General features: G+C 61.4%; 15 protein-coding genes. 6 read left to right on the top strand and 9 right to left on the bottom strand.

Translation table 11 applies throughout. The features are described from left to right. Positions 1–97 precede the first annotated feature (97 nt). From GQA94_RS17110 to GQA94_RS17100, 3 genes are all read right to left on the bottom strand, one after another. Positions 98–727: an FMN-dependent NADH-azoreductase gene (locus GQA94_RS17110; RefSeq protein ID WP_158189139.1), complete on the bottom strand. Its 630-nt coding sequence runs from the start codon at positions 725–727 to the stop codon at positions 98–100. 31 nt (positions 728–758) lie between these two features. Beyond that, a complete protein-coding gene (locus tag GQA94_RS17105) occupies positions 759–2,789 on the bottom strand; it encodes a protein-disulfide reductase DsbD family protein (RefSeq protein WP_158189138.1) in 2,031 nt (676 codons plus the stop codon). Positions 2,790–2,870: 81 nt separating this feature from the next. Further along, positions 2,871–3,917, bottom strand: a complete 1,047-nt coding sequence (locus tag GQA94_RS17100; RefSeq protein WP_233270176.1) for a TlpA family protein disulfide reductase — start codon at positions 3,915–3,917, stop codon at positions 2,871–2,873. 182 nt (positions 3,918–4,099) lie between these two features. On the opposite strand from GQA94_RS17100, the gene GQA94_RS17095 reads away from it, so the two are divergent. Further along, positions 4,100–5,506 (top strand): PLP-dependent aminotransferase family protein, encoded by a 1,407-nt coding sequence (locus GQA94_RS17095; RefSeq protein WP_158189137.1) that lies wholly within the window; start codon positions 4,100–4,102, stop codon positions 5,504–5,506. 103 nt (positions 5,507–5,609) lie between these two features. On the opposite strand, the gene GQA94_RS17090 is transcribed toward GQA94_RS17095, so the two are convergent. Further along, entirely contained in the window at positions 5,610–5,987 is a 378-nt protein-coding gene (locus tag GQA94_RS17090; RefSeq protein ID WP_158189136.1) for a cupin domain-containing protein, read from the bottom strand. Positions 5,988–6,194: 207 nt separating this feature from the next. After that, positions 6,195–7,118: a LysR substrate-binding domain-containing protein gene (locus GQA94_RS17085; protein WP_158189135.1), complete on the bottom strand. Its 924-nt coding sequence runs from the start codon at positions 7,116–7,118 to the stop codon at positions 6,195–6,197. Between the two features lie 294 nt (positions 7,119–7,412). On the opposite strand from GQA94_RS17085, the gene ycaC reads away from it, so the two are divergent. Beyond that, on the top strand, positions 7,413–8,036 hold the full coding sequence (gene ycaC / locus GQA94_RS17080) for an isochorismate family cysteine hydrolase YcaC (RefSeq protein WP_158190148.1): 624 nt from the start codon (positions 7,413–7,415) through the stop codon (positions 8,034–8,036). 230 nt (positions 8,037–8,266) lie between these two features. On the opposite strand, the gene GQA94_RS17075 is transcribed toward ycaC, so the two are convergent. Beyond that, entirely contained in the window at positions 8,267–8,449 is a 183-nt protein-coding gene (locus GQA94_RS17075; RefSeq protein WP_158189134.1) for a hypothetical protein, read from the bottom strand. A gap of 107 nt (positions 8,450–8,556) precedes the next feature. Between GQA94_RS17075 and GQA94_RS17070 the strand changes: the two genes are divergently transcribed. The 3 genes from GQA94_RS17070 to GQA94_RS17060 all read left to right on the top strand — a co-directional run bounded on the left by GQA94_RS17070 (position 8,557) and on the right by GQA94_RS17060 (position 11,408). After that, positions 8,557–9,195 (top strand): FMN-binding negative transcriptional regulator, encoded by a 639-nt coding sequence (locus tag GQA94_RS17070; RefSeq protein ID WP_158189133.1) that lies wholly within the window; start codon positions 8,557–8,559, stop codon positions 9,193–9,195. A 331-nt stretch (positions 9,196–9,526) separates the two neighbouring features. Then, entirely contained in the window at positions 9,527–10,744 is a 1,218-nt protein-coding gene (locus GQA94_RS17065) for a helix-turn-helix domain-containing protein (protein ID WP_158190147.1), read from the top strand. Positions 10,745–10,781: 37 nt separating this feature from the next. Beyond that, entirely contained in the window at positions 10,782–11,408 is a 627-nt protein-coding gene (locus GQA94_RS17060; protein WP_158189132.1) for a PQQ-binding-like beta-propeller repeat protein, read from the top strand. A gap of 89 nt (positions 11,409–11,497) precedes the next feature. Here GQA94_RS17060 and GQA94_RS17055 read toward each other — a convergent pair whose 3' ends face one another. Together GQA94_RS17055 and GQA94_RS17050 are read right to left on the bottom strand one after the other, a co-directional pair. Next, positions 11,498–12,541 carry a hypothetical protein gene (locus tag GQA94_RS17055; RefSeq protein ID WP_158189131.1) on the bottom strand — a complete coding sequence of 348 codons (1,044 nt, stop codon included), beginning with the start codon at positions 12,539–12,541 and terminating at the stop codon, positions 11,498–11,500. Positions 12,542–12,790: 249 nt separating this feature from the next. Further along, positions 12,791–14,947 (bottom strand): TonB-dependent siderophore receptor, encoded by a 2,157-nt coding sequence (locus GQA94_RS17050; RefSeq protein ID WP_158189130.1) that lies wholly within the window; start codon positions 14,945–14,947, stop codon positions 12,791–12,793. 230 nt (positions 14,948–15,177) lie between these two features. On the opposite strand from GQA94_RS17050, the gene GQA94_RS17045 reads away from it, so the two are divergent. Then, positions 15,178–15,366: a hypothetical protein gene (locus tag GQA94_RS17045; protein WP_158189129.1), complete on the top strand. Its 189-nt coding sequence runs from the start codon at positions 15,178–15,180 to the stop codon at positions 15,364–15,366. A 200-nt stretch (positions 15,367–15,566) separates the two neighbouring features. On the opposite strand, the gene GQA94_RS17040 is transcribed toward GQA94_RS17045, so the two are convergent. Then, positions 15,567–16,655 (bottom strand): polysaccharide biosynthesis/export family protein, encoded by a 1,089-nt coding sequence (locus GQA94_RS17040; protein ID WP_158189128.1) that lies wholly within the window; start codon positions 16,653–16,655, stop codon positions 15,567–15,569. Between the last annotated feature and the right edge of the window lie 379 nt (positions 16,656–17,034).

Raw genomic sequence — 17,034 nt, 5'->3', positions numbered from 1 at the left:
CACTCTGGGCCACAAGCAGACGCTCACGATGGCAAGCTGATCCAGTAGATGAATCTGAAGCGGTATGCGCAGCTGGTGACCGCAAATAGCTATCTGCTTAAAACATCAGCGCATCGATACGTGAATTGGCCCGTTTGACGGCGTCATCGAATTGGGCACCGCCGATAGCCGTGTATTCAAGGCTTACCGTTGTTATGTCGTGAATGCCCAGCATGCCCAATACCGCGCTCAGATAGGGCTCCTGGAAGTTCATGTGTGCGTAGGCTTCCCCTTCTTCATAACCATGGCCGCCTCTCGCAAGCAGCAGGTACGCTTTCTTGTCGTGCAGTAGCCCCGCGTAGGGGCTACCAGGTGTGCCGGGCACCAGGCGGGTCGTCACTCCCATGCGGATGATCTGGTCGATGTAGGCTTTTAGCGTACTGGGCACCGACAAATTGTGCATGGGGCAGCCGATTACGATCTGAGTGGCTTGCTTGAGCTCGCTCACCAGCTCGTCGCTGAGCGCTAGGGTGTCATTTTGGTGATGGTTTCGGGCGTCGGGCGGGGTGAACGCGGCCTGAACCCAGCGTTCATCGACGTGCGGAATCGGCTGGTTACCCAGCTCGCGGTAGACGATCTCGCCACTCGGGTATCGAAGGCGCCAGAGATGCACGAAGCGTTCTGTCATTTGCCGACTGTACGAGGCACTGCGCTGCGGGCTGGTATTTATGACGAGCAATTGTTCCATGAACGACTCCTTGGTCTTTCGATATCCAGAATTACCTTCGCACCAGTTCGGGCAGCGAATCCGGTCTGAGGATCTGGGGCAGTAGGCGTGGCTCGGCTTCACCCGCTCCGTACCACAGGTACAGCGGAACGCCTGAGCGACCGTGGCGTTCAAGGAATGCGGTGATGACGGGATCGCCATTGGTCCAGTCGCCACGCATCACTTCAACCCCGGCAGCGGCAAAAGCCTGCGCGGTCGCTTCACGGTTAATGGCGACTTGCTCGTTCACCTTGCAGGTGATGCACCAATCGGCAGTGAAGTAGAGAAACACCGGTACCTTATCTGCGCGCAGTTGAGCGAGTTGTTGCTCGTCGAATGCGCGTCGCTGCACATCGATGGCCGGCGCGGTTTGTCCAGAGACCTGGCTCCAGCCTAGGCCGAGCGACAGAATCAATGCCAGAGCAGAGGGCAACCAGGCATTGCGTTTCAGTTTCTGCTGCCAGAGGCCAGTCAGCCAGAGCCCAAGTGCAAGCAGCATGGCACAGCCCAGGGATGCGACCAGTGCATCGGCCGGGACCTGATGGCTGAGTACCCACAGGAGGGCGAGTGCGGTTAGGAACATCGGCACCGCGAGGAGGCGGCGTAAGGTTTCCATCCAGGGTCCGGGTCTGGGCAGGCGCCGCTGCAGCGCGGGGATAAACCCCAGCAGTAGAAAAGGCAAGGCGATGCCCAGGCCGAGCCCGGAGAATACCAGCATGGCTGCGGCAGTCGGTAATACCAGCGCTGCGCCAAGGGCCGCAGCCATGAAAGGGCCGGAGCAAGGTGTGGCGATGAAAGCAGCGAGCGCGCCAGTCCAGAATGCACCACTGGCGCCGCTTTGGTTGGTTAGCTTGGTACCGGCATCAATTGCCGCCAGCTCGAACAGCCCGGCCAGATTGAAGGCGATGGCGGTGGTAAGCAACATCAGGATCAGAATCACGCTAGCGTTCTGCAGCTGGAAGGCCCAGCCGACCTGGGCGCCAGCAGCACGCAGGGCGAGTAGAACGGCGCCGAGCAAGACGCACACCAGCACCACACCGCTGGTGTAGGCCACGGCGTCGCGACGAGCTATAGCCGGGCTGATGCCAGAGCGTGCAAGGCTCATGGCCTTGAGGCTCAGGATAGGAAAGACGCACGGCATCAGGTTCAGCAACAGCCCGCCAGCAATCGCCCCGGCCAATGCAAACAGGATGGTGTTCAAGCCGCTGCCGGCCGCGCTTGCCGGACCGCCGCGTCTTACGTCTATATCCAAGCCAAGGCTGTCGCTCAGTTTCAGCGTAGCCAGGAAAGCATCGGGTATTTGATCACCCGCGCGGGTTTCCACAATCAGCTCATCGTCGTGTCGCTCGACGCGTTGGGGGGCGGCGTTGTCGATCGCCCCCTTGGTTGCGGAAAACAGATGGGGATTCTGGATCGAGACGCTGGCTGGAAGGGGCACACGCAGGCGTAGAAGATCGCCATCCACGCTGAAACTGGCCGGCGCGGCTAGCGGCCTGGGCAGCGCCTGGCGCCAGCTGGCGAAGCGAGCTGCAACGTCTGGAGACTGACGGCCGTCACCAACGTGCAAGGTTGTGTCCAATGAGGCGCGCTCAGGGACGCAGGCGTCATACCGGCAGGCCAGATACTGCATATCCACACGGATCGGCAGTGCGGTCCCGTCTGGCAAGTTGTCTTCGAGGGTCAGGTCTACAAGCAGCGCATAGGGGTGCTCGTAGACATGGTTCATCAGACCTTCTATCAGCAGCGTTTGCGGCAGCGGATAAGCGGGATCGCCCACCGTTACACCGTCCGGCAGATGCCAGGTGAACTTGGCTGGGAGGCCGACATCGCCTGGTTGCTTCCAGTAGCCGTGCCATTCGCCCTGGGGTTCCATGAGGATCGCCAATGTCGTGGTCGATCCCGATGAAGGCGCCTCGGTTGAAGCGATCAGCGACGAGGCGATCAATACATCGTCCGGACCAGGCATCTCGGCGGCCCAGCCAGGCAGACCGATGACGCTCAGACAAAAGCAGAGCAGGAGCCTTTTCAGCGATAGCAGTGGCATGCGGTTCCTGCTGAAGTATCGAGTTGATAACAGGGAGGAGACATCATGGCGCCTCCTCCCGTAACCGCGGGGCGCAACGGGTCAGCGCAGCGCCTTGACGGCCGCGACGAGATTGCTGTCCTGCGGCTTGAGGATATTGGCGACACGGCCCTGCGCATCCAGGAGCACCACTGTCGGAATGTCCCGAATGGCGAAGGCACGAAAGAGCTCGTCCTGCTCGTCGAGCACTAGCGGCAGGGCTGTGGGCGTGGTGTTCTTGTAGTCCTGCAGATCGCTGGCCGAGACCCACAGGCCTGAAGAAACGCCCAGCCATTCCATGTCGCTCTGGCCCATCAGGTTGTCCACATCCTTGCGTACCCGTAGGCAAGCCTGGGACGTCTCCGGCCGGCTTTCCTCGAGATAGGACTCGCACCAGGGCGCGAAGAACACCAGCGCACGTGGTTTGTCGCCCTTACCCAGCTGCACCTGACGGCCGTCGAGGGTCTCGATGCTCAGGTCGGTCACGGTGTCGCCCACGGCGAACTGCGGCGTCTCGGGCGCTGTGCTGGTCTCTGAGCGACTGGCGGGGGCCGTTTGCTCTGATACTGCACGCTCCAGCGCGGCATGCAGCGCCTGATCATCAAGGTGACCGATGTGGGATATCCGCCCATCTCGGCCGATCACCACATGCTGGGGCGTGACCCGTAGGTTGAGGTCCGCCGCCAGGCTGCCGTCATCGATCATGATCGGCATGGTCAACTGATGCTCCTTGCGGTAAGCGCGGATCGACTCAATGTCGTCGCTGAAGCCGGTGTTTACCGCGATGACCTGCACCCTGTCGCCCATCGTCTGTTGCAATTGCTCGAAGCCGGGCATCTGCTGGCGGCAGGGCACGCACCAGGTGGCCCAGAACTTCAGGTAAACCGGTTTTTTCCCGTACAGCTCAGCCAGATCGATCTTCTTTCCTTCGATGGTTTCCAGCACAGCAACCGGCCCAGGCTGCCCGATCAGCGAAGCGCCGGCGGTGCGTGCCCGCCGCTCACCCTCATCGTCGAGACTGTCGTCGGCGTGAGCCGAGTGGAGCACGAAACCGAGCACGAGCAGTGCCGCGAACTGCTTGATGAATGAGAGGAAAGACGGTGATTGCAAGGGGAGCTCCTGGACCGGGTTGGATATGAAATAGGCCGTTGTAGTGCTTCATCATATGGATTGAAGGTTCAATAAAAAGGCCCATGAATGGCAAATCTGGCTGTACCATCGGTGCGCCTGATATCGCTTTCGAACGCCAGGCCTCCTTTCGTCTGTCGTCAATGCCAGCGGGTGAAGATTGCATGGAAGATTTGCGCATTGAACTCAACCGCGAGGCGGGGCTTTCCCTGGTTGAGCAAATTGTTGGAGCCATTGGCAGATCGATCGGCGAGGGGCATCTGTACGCGGGTGCTCGCTTGCCGTCCTGGCGGGACCTCAGTGTTCAGCTAGGCGTTGCTCGTGGCACCGTGCGGGCGGCCTATGAACGACTGATCGACGAACAGTTGATCGTCTCCCGCGGCGCTGCGGGTACCTTTGTCGCGCAGCCGTTGCCTGCGGTCCGGCCAATTGACGCCAGCAGCCTGCGCTCGCCATTGCCGGACTTCTACCAGCATCCATTCAGCAACGCGCCCATGGTGTTTCAGGCGGGGATACCCGCGCAGGACGTTTTCCCCTACAAACTGTGGTCACGCATTGCCGCGGGCGCCGCACGACAAGCCGCAATGGCACCGGTCAGCTACCCGGACCCTCGCGGCGAGCCCGGTTTGCGGTCCGAAATCGCCGCCTATCTTTCAGTGGCGCGAGGCGTCATCTGCGCGCCAGAGCAGATCGTCATCACCTCGGGCTACTCCGGTGGTCTTGGGCTGATCCTGCATGCGCTCGGCTTGCGAGGACAGACGGCGTGGATGGAAGATCCGGGCTATCCAATGACCCGAACGGCGCTTTCCATGGCGGGGATCGAGTCGGTACCGGTCAGTGTCGATGCAGATGGCTTGAACGTCGAAGAAGGTATCCGACGTGCGCCAAATGCGGCGTTGGTGGTCGTTACTGCAGGACAGCAGGCGCCTCTAGGGGTGACATTGTCACTGTCTCGGCGCCTTCGCCTGCTGGAGTGGGCGGATAAGAACGGCAGTTGGATCATAGAAGATGACTACCTGAGCGAGCTTCAACTCGCTGGTCGGGCAGCGCCTGCGCTTGCATCTCAGGATCGTTCAGGCCGGGTCGTTCATATCGGCACGTTTAGCAAAACGATCAATCCGGGTCTGCGTCTAGGGTTTGTCGTGGCGCCGACATCCTTGGCAAATCGGGTCGCAGACACAGCGGCTGCGCTGGCACCTGCGGCGTCGATCGCCAGCCAATGGGCGCTCGCCGAGTTCATGCGCAAGGGTCATTACCTGCGCCATCTGCGCAGAATGAAGCGCACCTATAGCGCTCGGTTGGCTGCTCTACAGCGCGCCTTGAGCGTTCCAGCCACAAGCGAGGCGATGGCGGGGCTTGCTTTGCTGTTGCACTTGCCTCAAGGCACCGACGACGTCGCTATCAGCCAGCAGGCACTTGCAGTCGGGCTCGCGCCCTTACCATTATCCATCTGGTACGCCGACGCTACACAGGCCCGAAGCGGCTTACTGCTGGGCGTCACCAACGTTCCAGACGACGGCGTCGAGGATTGCTGCAGGCGCCTGGTTCAGCTCACCCAAGCGGTTATGTGAGAACCGAGAAAGCCCTTCAATACGGACGCGCACGAGCGGCTGCTCTGCCCGATAACGGCCGTCGCGAGGAACAGCTACCGGCCAAGGCACACTCTCCCTGAACCTAAGAGCCCAGCTGCTTTTCGATGGGCACGCTTCTCGCGCTGATTTCATCCCCGGTATGCAGGGTGGAGACCGTTTCAATCAGCACGATCCCGCACTCTTCCTCGGCGACAGGGTTGTGCCGGGTTTGTTTGGGGATCACACAAAACTCGCCGGGCTGGAGGATCACGTCCCGATCCTCCAGCTGGATCTTGAGCGTGCCGTAAACCACCAAGAACATCTCGTCTTCATCCGCATGGGAATGCCACATCAGCTCGCCTTTGAGCTTGGCAACCTTGATGTACTGGTCATTGACCTGACCGATGACCTGCGGTGACCAGTATTCACTGATTTTGGCCAGGGCTGACTGGATATTCGTGCTGTTCCCGCTGAGGATCATGAAGCGGCTCCGTAGTAAAAGAGCCTCACTTTACCTTGCGCCAGCGATGCGCCATATCGAAGGTTCATAATGGGGGTATTAGTAACTGTATCGGCGTCCCGTTATGTCCACGCTTCGCACTGTCGATCTCGTTCTGCTGCATGCTTTGAATTCGTCCCGTCCCTTTTCCCCTTTCTTACAGCCCCATTTTCCGTGCATGTCCCCCGCTCAAGGCGGCGTGGCACGACTGTTGAAATCAATCTCCTGGATGTTGTCACCTAGGAAGTCGAGCAATGCTCGCACCGAAGGTAACAGTCCGCGTCTGGATGGGAACACGGCATGCAGGATGCCGCCTCTGGGTACCCATCCGGGTAGGACGTCGATCAATCTGCCGTTATGGAGGTCCGGGCCGGCCACCAACAGCGCCAGCTTTACCACTCCCAGGCCCGCCAACGCCGCTTGGTGAAGTGTTTCTGCATTATCAGTCACGAGCTTCGGCCGAAGGGGCACATGGGCCGTCACACCATCAGGCCCGTCGAGTTGCCAGGCATGCTGCTTATCGGCCTGGTCGAAGTCCAGGCTGGGCAGACCCGCCAGATCGGCCGGCCCACGCGGCAACGGCCGATCCACGAAGAGCCCTGGTGCCGCAACCAGGCGCTGCGGGCTGTTGGATAACACTTTCATGGCGAGGTCGCTGTCCTCGATCGGTGGAAAGCGGACTCGAATGGCCATGTCTAGCCCTTCCTTGATCACATCCACCCTTCGGCTGGTGGCCTCGACGTGCACCTCCACCTCCGGGCACTGTTCCATGAAGCGCACCAGCAGCGGGGAGATCAGATAATGCAACAGGCTCGGCGGACAACTCAGTCTCACCGTTCCGCGAGGCTGAGCAAGGTTATGCATGATCAGTTCGTCCGCCGCTTCCGCCTCCACGAGCATCGCCACGCAGTGGCGGTAATAACCAAGCCCCAGCTCGGTAACCGACAACTGCCGTGTCGAGCGATTGATGAGACGGGCCTCCAGTCTCTGTTCCAGACGGGCGATATGGCGGCTCAGCTTTGATTTCGGGATGCCCAGCGCGCGACCTGCCGATGCGAAGCCGCCGTGATCCACCACCTGGACGAAATAGTAGAGCGCGTTGAGATCCTGCATGCCGATGTCCTATTTTTAGAACGATGCGTCCGATTATGCCGTCTTTTGCCAGTAACGCTTCTTGTCTACGCTGCCTCAATCAGCACCACGCGCCCATTCCGCAATCGAGGGTTTGAGATTGACGAGCTGGAAAGCTCGGGCCGTTCCTCCTCACCACCGAAGCGGAACTCCAGCAAGCTTTAGTCGACTTCCCGGCGGGAAGATCGGCCAATGAACGATCAGCGGGATTACCGCGTTCGTAAGCGCCCGGCAGCCGGCCTGCCGGATTTCAATGTACATATGAGGAAGCCCATCATGACTTATACCTATAAGCGTCTCGACAAAGATGACGTGGCTCTGTTGCTGGTCGACCATCAGGCCGGGCTACTGTCGCTGGTACGTGACTTCAGTCCGGACGAGTTCAAGAATAATGTGTTGGCCGTAGCCGATATTGCTAAGTTCTTCAATATCCCGACGATTCTCACGACCAGCTTCGAAGACGGTCCGAATGGCCCCATCGTCCCCGAACTCAAGGACGCCTTTCCAAACGCTCCGTATATCGCGCGTCCTGGTCAGATCAACGCGTGGGACAACGAAGATTTCGTCCAGGCCGTCCGGGATACGGGCAAGAAACAATTATTGATTGCCGGTGTGGTGACCGATGTCTGCGTCACATTCCCGGCGTTGTCGGCACGTGAGGCCGGTTACGATGTCTTTGTCATCACCGATGCGTCGGGCACCTTCAGCCCGGCGGTGCGCGACGCGGCCTGGAATCGCATGTCTCAGGCGGGCGTCCAGCTGATGAACTGGTTCTCCATGGCGGGCGAACTCCACCGCGACTGGCGCAACGATATCGAGGGTTTCGGTGGGATACTTGCGGGGCATCTGCCGGCGTATTCCAATCTCATCCAGAGCCGGGATTCAGCGACTCGCCGCTGACGTGTCGGATGCTATATCGCTGGCTGGCAGTACGTCAGCGATATAGCCTCCGAAAGGCCCATTGGAATCCGGTCCCGGTGGGGATCGAGACAACGCCGGGCGCGGTACGGGCACGTTCGCCATGAACCAGCCGCCATTTCCTGGAGCGTCCAGCCAGGACAGGAACTGCAGCGCTTACCATGATCTGCCCGGACGCACGATAGGGGTGAGCGCTTTGTGTTGGGCAAGACTCAAGCGTCGCTCGCCTCGTCCTCGACCCGCGAGTGGCGAAGGGTGAGGAGGGTGTTTGGATTGCCGTAGTCGGTGGATCGGGCTGCGCGGTCACGCTCGGCAGCGCGTAGATCCAACACCGCGCCTGTGGCAACAATGCCAACGCTGAGCACTGCACACAGGATCATCATCGGAGTGTTCATTCGAAATGCTCGTATCTGGAACTATGATTAACCGATAAGGTTGGGGCGCCTCGCTTGTTTTCAATCGCCTCCTTATAGCGGGGTTTCGGCAACCATCCGGTGGTGATATGTACGTTCCAGAACACTTCAGCGCCCCTTCGACTGAGGCCATGCTCCAACTCGTCAGGCAGCACCCGTTGGGCACGCTTTTTACAGCGGGCGAGAGCGGTCTGGACGCCAATCACATCCCCTTCGAATTGGCCGCAGAGCAAGGGGCGCTTGGGGCGCTGCATGCCCATGTCGCACGCAACAATCCGGTTTGGACAGACGTTCAGAACGGTGATGAAGTGCTCGTCGTGTTTCGGGGAGAGGAAGCCTATATCTCGCCTAACTGGTATCCGAGCAAGCACGAGCACCACAAGCAGGTCCCCACCTGGAACTACAAGGTGGTGCATGCACATGGCCGCATCACGATTCGAGACGATGAACGCTATGTGAGGGGGCTGGTCGCAAAGCTGACCCGTGCCCATGAGGCTTCCGAACCCAAGCCGTGGAAAATGACTGACGCGCCGAAGGAATACCTTGCATCAATGATGCTGGCTATCGTCGGTATAGAGATCGAAATCACCCGACTCACCGGCAAGTTCAAGCTGAGCCAGAACAAGGCTCCGGAGGATATACAGAGTGCCGCAACGGTCCTGATCGAGCGTGGACGTGAGGCCCTGGGCGAAGCCATGCGAGATTCCGTCCACGTCAAGAAAGGCTAGCCGTTCGGCTTTCGCCATGCCCACGTAACGCGTTGGACATAGATGCGCTTATCGGCGCCTGATTGTCGGTCCATCACCCGAGACGGTCCTGCAGTTGGCTAAAAACCAAATAGCAGGGTGACCGGCAGGCGCGCAGAGACCGATTGGAACCCTTGGGTGCACGGGGGGCAATCGAATCGGTAGGCATGGCGGGACGTTAATCAGGTGGGACACTCAAGGACCACCTGCCAGGTCGATGGGTCGGGTTGCTGGCCGAACACGGGCGGCACCGCCGTCGACCTCGATGACCATTCGATGGCAAGCAAGGGGTGACGGCGTGGGCGAAAGTCGGATGGACGAGCCGCTGGCCGCCGCGGCGCAGGCACTTGCCGTCGGCGATCCACTTGGCGCACTCAAGAGGGTCGCGTTGCGCGGCGAGCCGTCGGCACTCGCGCTTCGGGGCATTGCCATGGCGCAACTCGGGGATTTCGTTCGGGCGAAGGCTTTGCTGAGGCGTGCCGCCTGCACCTTCGAGGCCGAAGACGCGGTGCCTCGCGCCCGATGCATCGTTGCCGAGGCCGAGATCGCGCTGGCCTCGCGCGACCTGGGCTGGCCAGCGAAAAGGCTCGATGATGCGAGAGCGACGCTCGAGGCGCGGGGCGATTGGCCGAATGCGGCGCACGCGCGCTTGCTCGCGCTTCGGCGACTGGTGCTTACCGGGCGCCTCGATGAGGCTGAACATGCCCTTGGCGACCTGGATTCGGCAGCACTCAGCCCGGCGTCCACGGCCATCCATGAATTGGTGGTCGCGGCAATAGCGCTGCGACGCATGCAGGTCGAAGGCGCGCGTATGGCGCTGGCACGCGCGCAGCATGCCGCGTACCGTGCCTGCATTCCTGCGCTGAGTGCACAGCTCGAGCGTGTGGCCAGTGCGTTGAGCCAGCCGGTGGCGCGGCTGATCGCGCCGCGCCAGGACCGCCTCGTTCAGTTGGATGAGGTGCAGCGCATACTGGCGTCTGGTGTGGTCGTCGTCGATGCGTGCCGTCATGCGGTGTGCAAGGGCGGAGCGAGCATTTCGCTGATCAGGCGCCCACTGTTGTTTGCACTGGTCCGTGTCCTGGGCGAAGCCTGGCCGGCTGACGTACCGCGACGCACCTTGATCGAACAGGCGTTTCGAACCCGAGTCGTCGACGAGTCGCACAGGGTCCGGTTGCGCGTGGAGATCGGGCGTCTTCGGGCCGTGCTGCACGGGCTGGCCGCTGTGACCGCGACGAAGCGGGGGTTTGTGCTGGCACCCCTTGGGACACAGCAGGTCGTCGTGCTGGCACGCCCCGTCGAGGAGAAGCACGCCGCTGTGCTCGCCTGCCTGGCGGATGGCGAGTGCTGGTCGAGTTCGGCGCTCGGTCTTGCGCTCGGGACGAGCCAGCGCACCGTGCAGCGTGCGCTGGAGACGCTGGTGCAGGCCGGTCGGGTACAGTCGCTCGGCAGCGGCAGGTCACGTCGCTGGATGATGCCGCACCCGCCCGGATTCGCGACGATCTTGTTACTCCCTGTCTCGATGATGATGTGACTAGGATGCTTCCCACCTGTTACGGAGGAATCGGCACATGAATCGAACAGCAGCAAAGATCGCACGCGAGTACGGCCCCTTCGAGGGCGTCCAGAGCGTGCACGGGGTCAGCCATGACGGTCGGCACGTCTGGTTTGCAAGCGGGGACAAACTGCACGCGCTCGACCCTGTCACCGGCGAGCCCGTGCGTTCGCTGGATGTCCGCGCCGATGCCGGGACGGCGTACGACGGCCAGCACCTGTACCAGATAGCAGGCGACCGTATTCACACGCTCGACCCCACGACCGGCACGGTACTGGCCTCCATTGCGGCACCTGCGGATGCGTCGGGCCTGGCATGGGCGGAAGGGATGCTCTGGGTTGGCCAGTATCGCGACCGAAAGATTTATCAGATCGACCCGACAACTGGCGAGATACTCCGTACCATCGAGTCGAACCGTTTCGTCACGGGCGTCACCTGGGCCGAAGGAGCGCTTTGGCACGGCGTCTGGGAGGACGGCGAGAGCGAACTGAGGCGCATCGACCCGCTCACCGGCGAGGTGCTGGATGCACTGGCAATGCCGGAAGGGATAGGTGTCTCAGGGCTCGAATACGATGGAGCGGGGCGCTTCTTCTGCGGCGGTGGCCCGAGTGGCAGGCTTAGAGCGGTCGATCGCCCGAGCTGACGTCAGGATCTCACGGGCCGGTAGGGTGACCTCATGGCTGTACGACGGCCATAGCCGGAAAGCCCGCGCGGGCTTTCCGGCCGGCCCGGCTATTGCTGCACGACGCTTGCGAAATTGCCACTGCCGGTCTGGACGATGCTGGCGTTATGACCGCCGAGCGACAGGGTGTCCTGCCTGAGCAACGCCTGGTTACTGTCACCGGTCTGGCCGATGTACGCGGTATGGGCGTTGAATCCCTGGCTGGCTTCGATCCGGTTGTGTGAGCCCAGCTGGGCGATATCCAGGCTGTTGTCGTCTCCAACCTGTGCAATATCGACCTGGTTGTAGCTGCCTTCCGAATAGCCGTCGATGCTCGAATTCTGCCCAGCGAACGAGGCGTTCAGCTCATTGCCGGTGCCTCGCTGCGTGTAGTCCAGCGTGCTGTAGCCATCGCTGGCCCTGATCTGTGCGATGTTGGCGGTGCCAGACTGCTCCAGCCAAACGTCGCCGGCGGGGTAGCGGCCGGAGACCTGGTAGATGTCCGCCTGGTTGGCGCTGCCGTGCTGCTCGACGACCGCAAAACCGCCACCGATACCGGAACTCACCTGTTCGAGCTGCACGCGATTGGTCGAGCCGGTCTGGTGAATGGCCGCCGTGCTGAAGCCGGACTGATCCACCTGGACGATGTTGTCCTGGCCAATGGAAATCACATCGAGCTGGTTACCGACCCAGGTCTGCCTGGCGTCGAGCTGGTTGCCGGCGCCCTCCTGATGGACAGTCGCTGTCGCGGCGAGGTCGCCAAGGCTGGCCTGTTGTTCGACACGGGCGTTGTTGGCGTCTCCCGTCTGGTAGATCTGCGCGTCCGCCCGGCCAGGCTGGCTGGCATGTACCTGATAGATCACGGCCGAATTAAGCGTGCCGGTTTGATCGATAAGGGCCTGGCTTGCCTCGCCACTGGTGCCGGACTGGTCGGTGAGCGCGTTGTTCCGGCTGCCGTCCTGGCGTATGTAGGAACGCTGCATCACGCCGCTCTGCGTCTGCTCTGCGATGTTGTCGGTGCCACTCTGCTCGACCTCGGCCACATGTTCGTTGGCCATGATGCTGCCGCTTGCTACCAGCAAAAGCGCTGCGGCGAGAGGAGTCATATTGGACATTGGAATCTCCTGTTCGCGGTGGGTGAGCTTCGTACATCACAGGCGAAGCAGGGAAATTGTTGTCGGTCCGTTCATGCGCCGGTATAGACCGAAAGAGCTAAATGCTTACCGTCGGGCGCTGACATCGAGTCGCCGCGCGACCTATCCGGCGGCGATGCGCAACATCCCGATGACGCCCAACAGGGCGCCGAGCGGCAGCACCCACCGCTCCCGCCACGCAAGCATCAGCTATTCATTCGTACACCCCCGTCAGAAGCTGTAGCTGACGGTGCCGACCAGGGTGCGGCGGCTGCCGAGGAAGCAGTCTCCACGCGACAGGCAGGTCGTGTAGTAGGTTTCGTCTTCCAGGTTGGTGGCATTGAGTGTGAACGCCCAGTCTTGATAGCGGTAGCCCAGCATCGCGTCGAACAGGGTGGTCGAGGGCGTCTTGAGCGTATCGGTGCCGTCCCAGCTCTCGCCAACGTAACGCACGCCAGCGCCAGCGCTGAAGCCGGGAATGCCCAGCAGCTCGAAACGATGCTGCGACCATAGCGAAGCCATGTTCTCCGGGATCGTTGCCAGGCGCGCCCCTTCCTCGCGTGGCGTTCCCTCGAGCACCTCGGTATCGAGATGGGTGTAGGTGGCGACCAGATCCCAGTTCGGGGTGACGGCGACCATTGCTTCGAGTTCGAGACCCCTGGCTTTCGTTTCGCCGGTCTGGATCGTATTGGACGGATTGTCCGGGTCGGGCATCTGCCGATTCTGCTCGCGCAGATCGAACACCGCCGCGGTGTACAGGCTGTTGCTGTCGACCGGCTGGTACTTGACCCCCAGCTCCCATTGCTCGCCTTCCAACGGCTTGTAGGGTTCGTTGGTCGCCGCGTTCAGGCCGACGATCGGCTGGAAGGATTCGCTGTAGCTGATGTAGGGCGCGACACCGTTGTCAAAGAGATAGGTGAGCCCGACGCGACCAGTGACGGCATCGTCTTTCTGACGCGTACCGCCGTCGGTTCTATTGTCCGCCCAGTCCTTTCGCAAACCCAGGGTGAGCACCCAGCGTTCGTACTTGAGCTGGTCCTGAACGTAGAGGCCCTGTTGCGCCAGCGTTTGTTCGGGGTCGGCCGACAGCTGGATGATCGAGGGGTCGAACGTGCCGTAGACCGGGTCGTACAAGTCGAGCGGCGTCGCAGCACCGCCGGCTTGCTCGCGGTTGGTGACGGCGTGCTGGTAGTCGCTGCCAAACAGCACGGTGTGCTGCACCGGCCCGGTATCGAACAGGGCTTGCGCATGATGGTCGGCGACCCAGACGTCCACTTCGGGTTTGGCCACGTAGTAGATGCGGTTGAGGGTTCGATTGTCGGCGTTGAGCACCGGCGGCCAGCCGTAGATCTGCTGGTAGCTGACTTCGCTTTCCTGGTAGCGCAGGTTCTGCCGCAGAGTCCAGGTCTCGTTCAATCGCCAGCTGAGCTGCGAGGTGAGCGCGAGCTGCTCGGTGTCGTATTCGTCGAATCCAGGTTCGCTGACGAACAGGTCCGTGTCGTAATGGCCGTACGGCGCGCCGAGCAGGGTGCCTCGGTGCGGAAGAAACTGCGAGGTGGAGCCGCTGTCGTCTCGCTGGATGTTGGCCAGCAGTGTCCACTCGATATCCTCGGTCGGGCGCCAGGTGATCGAGGGCATCAGCAGCAGCCGGTTGTCCTCCACGTAATCGACCTGGGAGTCGCTGTCGCGGGCTATCGCCACCACCCGATAGAGCAGCGAGCCGTCGTCGTTCAGCGGACCGGTGCTGTCGATCGCGAGCTGTTTGCGATCGTGACTGCCGTACTGGAATTGAAGCTCGGTCCGTTGCTGATCGCGGGGGCGCTTGCTCACCATGTTGATCAGCCCGCCGACCGGGCTCTGGCCGTACAACATCGACGACGGTCCCTTTAGCACTTCGACGCGTTCGAGCGTGAAGGGATCGGTTCGCGACGTGGTATAGCTGCCGAACGCCTGCTGCAGGCCGTCGAGAAAGAGCACCGGCGTGCTGCCACGCACTTTGGATGAATCGCCGCGCGCGTCCAGGCCAAACGCCTCGCCGCGTACGCCTGAGACGTAGCGCAAGGCGTCCTGGAGGGTCTGTACGCCCTGATCCTGCATGCGGTCGGCAGTGATCACGCTGATCGATTGTGGCACCTGGAGGATTGGCGTATCGGTCTTGGTGCCAGTCGCCGAACGTGAGGCGACGTAGCCGTCCACCGGCCCGTCGGCACGTTCGGACTCGCTGGACACAATCTCCTGCGCGGGAAGCTCGAAAGCCGTTGCAGGAGAGGCTGGCGCTTCGTTCGCCGCCTGGGCCAGGGCAACCGAGCAGAGCGATGCGGCGGGCACGACGAGACTGGCGGTGCGCAATGCCACGAAAAGTGGGTGCAAGGTTGGGCGGCGGGACATGAGCATCTCCAAATGGTTATTGTTGGGATGCGGATGGTAATGCGAATACGTTGCATTTGTAAGTATCTGGCGCCACAGCTTTGGAATGAACAGGTAGCCGCTGTCGGTCGGGTGACAGAGAAGGGGTTGCACACGCGTCGCTTCGCTGCGCCGACTGATGGTCAGCACCAACGACGGTGGCGTCGTTCGAAATGTCAGAGGCCATTGGCGGCCTCACTGCGAGGTGATGCATGAGAGTCGATTTCAATAGACCTGCCGGAGTCCAGGCCGCTAACGATCCGGATGCAGAAGCGCCGTTGCCTGGCGATCCAGACGGGGCCAGCATCAATGACACGCCGATGTCAGACCCGGAAGAGACAGAGCTCACCGATGAAGACATCGACCTGTTCGAAGACGACCCGACCATCCCGACCGAGTAGCTGGCCGACGCCCGTCGCTGTGTAAGGGCCCGTCGGGGCCTCTCGTCGGGTTATGCACGCTGGGGAAACGGCAGAGGCCGGGCCACTCGCGGCGGTTTGCCCGGTCATTGCCTGCGATGGGGCCAAAAAAAACCGCAGCCGCTGTGAGCGGGCTGCGGTTCTGGCATCAGGCCGGTGCCGGCCTGATCCGGGTCATGCCATCAGCGATTGAACGCCGCACCGGTTCCGACGAAGGCGGCCGAGGGCAGCAGCTGGCTGATGAAGCGGTTCCAGCGAGTGATACCGGCCGGCCCAACGAACACCACGTCCTGCGGCTGGAGCGGGAAGCTCTTGGCGAGGGCGAAGGCAGTCGGCGACTTGGCGTTCAGCTGGAACACCTTGGCCTGTTCGGTGGCGATGTTTTCTGCGCCGCGGATTACGTAGACCGCTTCGCCGTCGGCGGTTTCCTGGCGAATGCCGCCAGCAGTGCCGATGGCATCCATCAGGTTGTAGCTGGAGGCCTTGAAGCTCAGCGCCTGGGGCTGGGTCACCTCACCCAGTACATAGATCTTCTTCTGATCGTTGTAGGGCAGGTGCAGCTGGTCGCCGTCCTTCAGGTAAACCTGATGCAGCCAGGAATCCGGGCGGTTCAGGTCGTCGAGGTTGAGCATGTACTCACGGCCGTCGCGCTTGAGCATCAGCCCCGAGAGGTCGGCGGTTTCGGTGTCGACGCCTGCCTGGCCGATGGCCTGGACGATGGTCATCGGTGCGGTGGTCACAGGCACTTCGCCCGCCGTGTTGAATGCGCCGGACAGCACGATGCGCTGGCTGCCGTAACGCAGCAGGCTGACGTCGACCTGCGGGCTGTCGATGTAGTTGGCAAGACGGCGGGCGATTTCGGCGCGCAGTTCCTCGATGGTGCGACCGGCCGCATTGACGTTGCCAATATAGGGGTAGAACAGGGTGCCATCCGGGCGGACCAGGCGACCGTTGGCGTCGAGTTGCTGCTGCGGGCCGGACGGTGCGGTCAGTTCGGGGTGATCCCAGACGGTGATATAGAGAAGGTCGTTTGCGCCGATGCGATACGGCTCGGGCTTGTAGCCGATCAGTTCCTGCTTGCTGGAAGTGCCTCGGTCCGAAGACAGTTCGCCCTTGAGCATGTCGGGCGTAATGCGAATAAGCTGTACGGTACCGTCTTCCGATTGCGCGCCGTCCTTGAATTCATCCGGATCAAGGTATTGGCCGGGCGAATACACACACCCCTGTAGCACCAGCACGGAAGAGAAAGCGAGAGCAAATAATGGTTTCATGGTTCTTCATCCTTGACGGAATAGTTGTTTTTACGAAGTGAAACGGCGGCTTCACTTTTAGCTGAAGGAATGAGCGAGATTGATTCGTCTAACCGGTGTGATCGTTTCGAACGCAAACTAACGAATTCAATATCTGCCTCTCCTGTATCGCGACCGCAAAGCGCTGGAAGTCAGACTTCCTGGACTTACCGTGAGACCTGTTCCGCAAGAGCTACTGGTAGGTTTCGCTCGCCCTCGCTTAGCGCTTCACATGCCTGCAAAGGCGCTCAGCTGCTCACAGTAGCCATAGACCGCTGCGTTTCTCCGGGGTTCAAGACCCCGCGCACAAATGAAGCGTCGAGCTCATGGACGTTGTGGCGCGGTGCGGTCGAGGCGGTCT

Source organism: Stutzerimonas stutzeri, assembly GCF_009789555.1.
Lineage (GTDB): Bacteria > Pseudomonadota > Gammaproteobacteria > Pseudomonadales > Pseudomonadaceae > Stutzerimonas > Stutzerimonas stutzeri_R.
Note: the sequence above shows the minus strand (reverse complement) of the source record. Positions and strands in the feature narration are given on the sequence as shown.

Coding starts and splice junctions, on each gene's coding strand:
- GQA94_RS17110 (WP_158189139.1), bottom strand. CDS start 727: ATGGAACAATTGCTCGTCATAAATACCAGCCCGCAGCGCAGTGCCTCG.
- GQA94_RS17105 (WP_158189138.1), bottom strand. CDS start 2,789: ATGCCACTGCTATCGCTGAAAAGGCTCCTGCTCTGCTTTTGTCTGAGC.
- GQA94_RS17095 (WP_158189137.1), top strand. CDS start 4,100: ATGGAAGATTTGCGCATTGAACTCAACCGCGAGGCGGGGCTTTCCCTG.
- GQA94_RS17090 (WP_158189136.1), bottom strand. CDS start 5,987: ATGATCCTCAGCGGGAACAGCACGAATATCCAGTCAGCCCTGGCCAAA.
- GQA94_RS17085 (WP_158189135.1), bottom strand. CDS start 7,118: ATGCAGGATCTCAACGCGCTCTACTATTTCGTCCAGGTGGTGGATCAC.
- ycaC (WP_158190148.1), top strand. CDS start 7,413: ATGACTTATACCTATAAGCGTCTCGACAAAGATGACGTGGCTCTGTTG.
- GQA94_RS17075 (WP_158189134.1), bottom strand. CDS start 8,449: ATGAACACTCCGATGATGATCCTGTGTGCAGTGCTCAGCGTTGGCATT.
- GQA94_RS17070 (WP_158189133.1), top strand. CDS start 8,557: ATGTACGTTCCAGAACACTTCAGCGCCCCTTCGACTGAGGCCATGCTC.
- GQA94_RS17065 (WP_158190147.1), top strand. CDS start 9,527: ATGGACGAGCCGCTGGCCGCCGCGGCGCAGGCACTTGCCGTCGGCGAT.
- GQA94_RS17060 (WP_158189132.1), top strand. CDS start 10,782: ATGAATCGAACAGCAGCAAAGATCGCACGCGAGTACGGCCCCTTCGAG.
- GQA94_RS17055 (WP_158189131.1), bottom strand. CDS start 12,541: ATGTCCAATATGACTCCTCTCGCCGCAGCGCTTTTGCTGGTAGCAAGC.
- GQA94_RS17050 (WP_158189130.1), bottom strand. CDS start 14,947: ATGTCCCGCCGCCCAACCTTGCACCCACTTTTCGTGGCATTGCGCACC.
- GQA94_RS17045 (WP_158189129.1), top strand. CDS start 15,178: ATGAGAGTCGATTTCAATAGACCTGCCGGAGTCCAGGCCGCTAACGAT.
- GQA94_RS17040 (WP_158189128.1), bottom strand. CDS start 16,655: ATGAAACCATTATTTGCTCTCGCTTTCTCTTCCGTGCTGGTGCTACAG.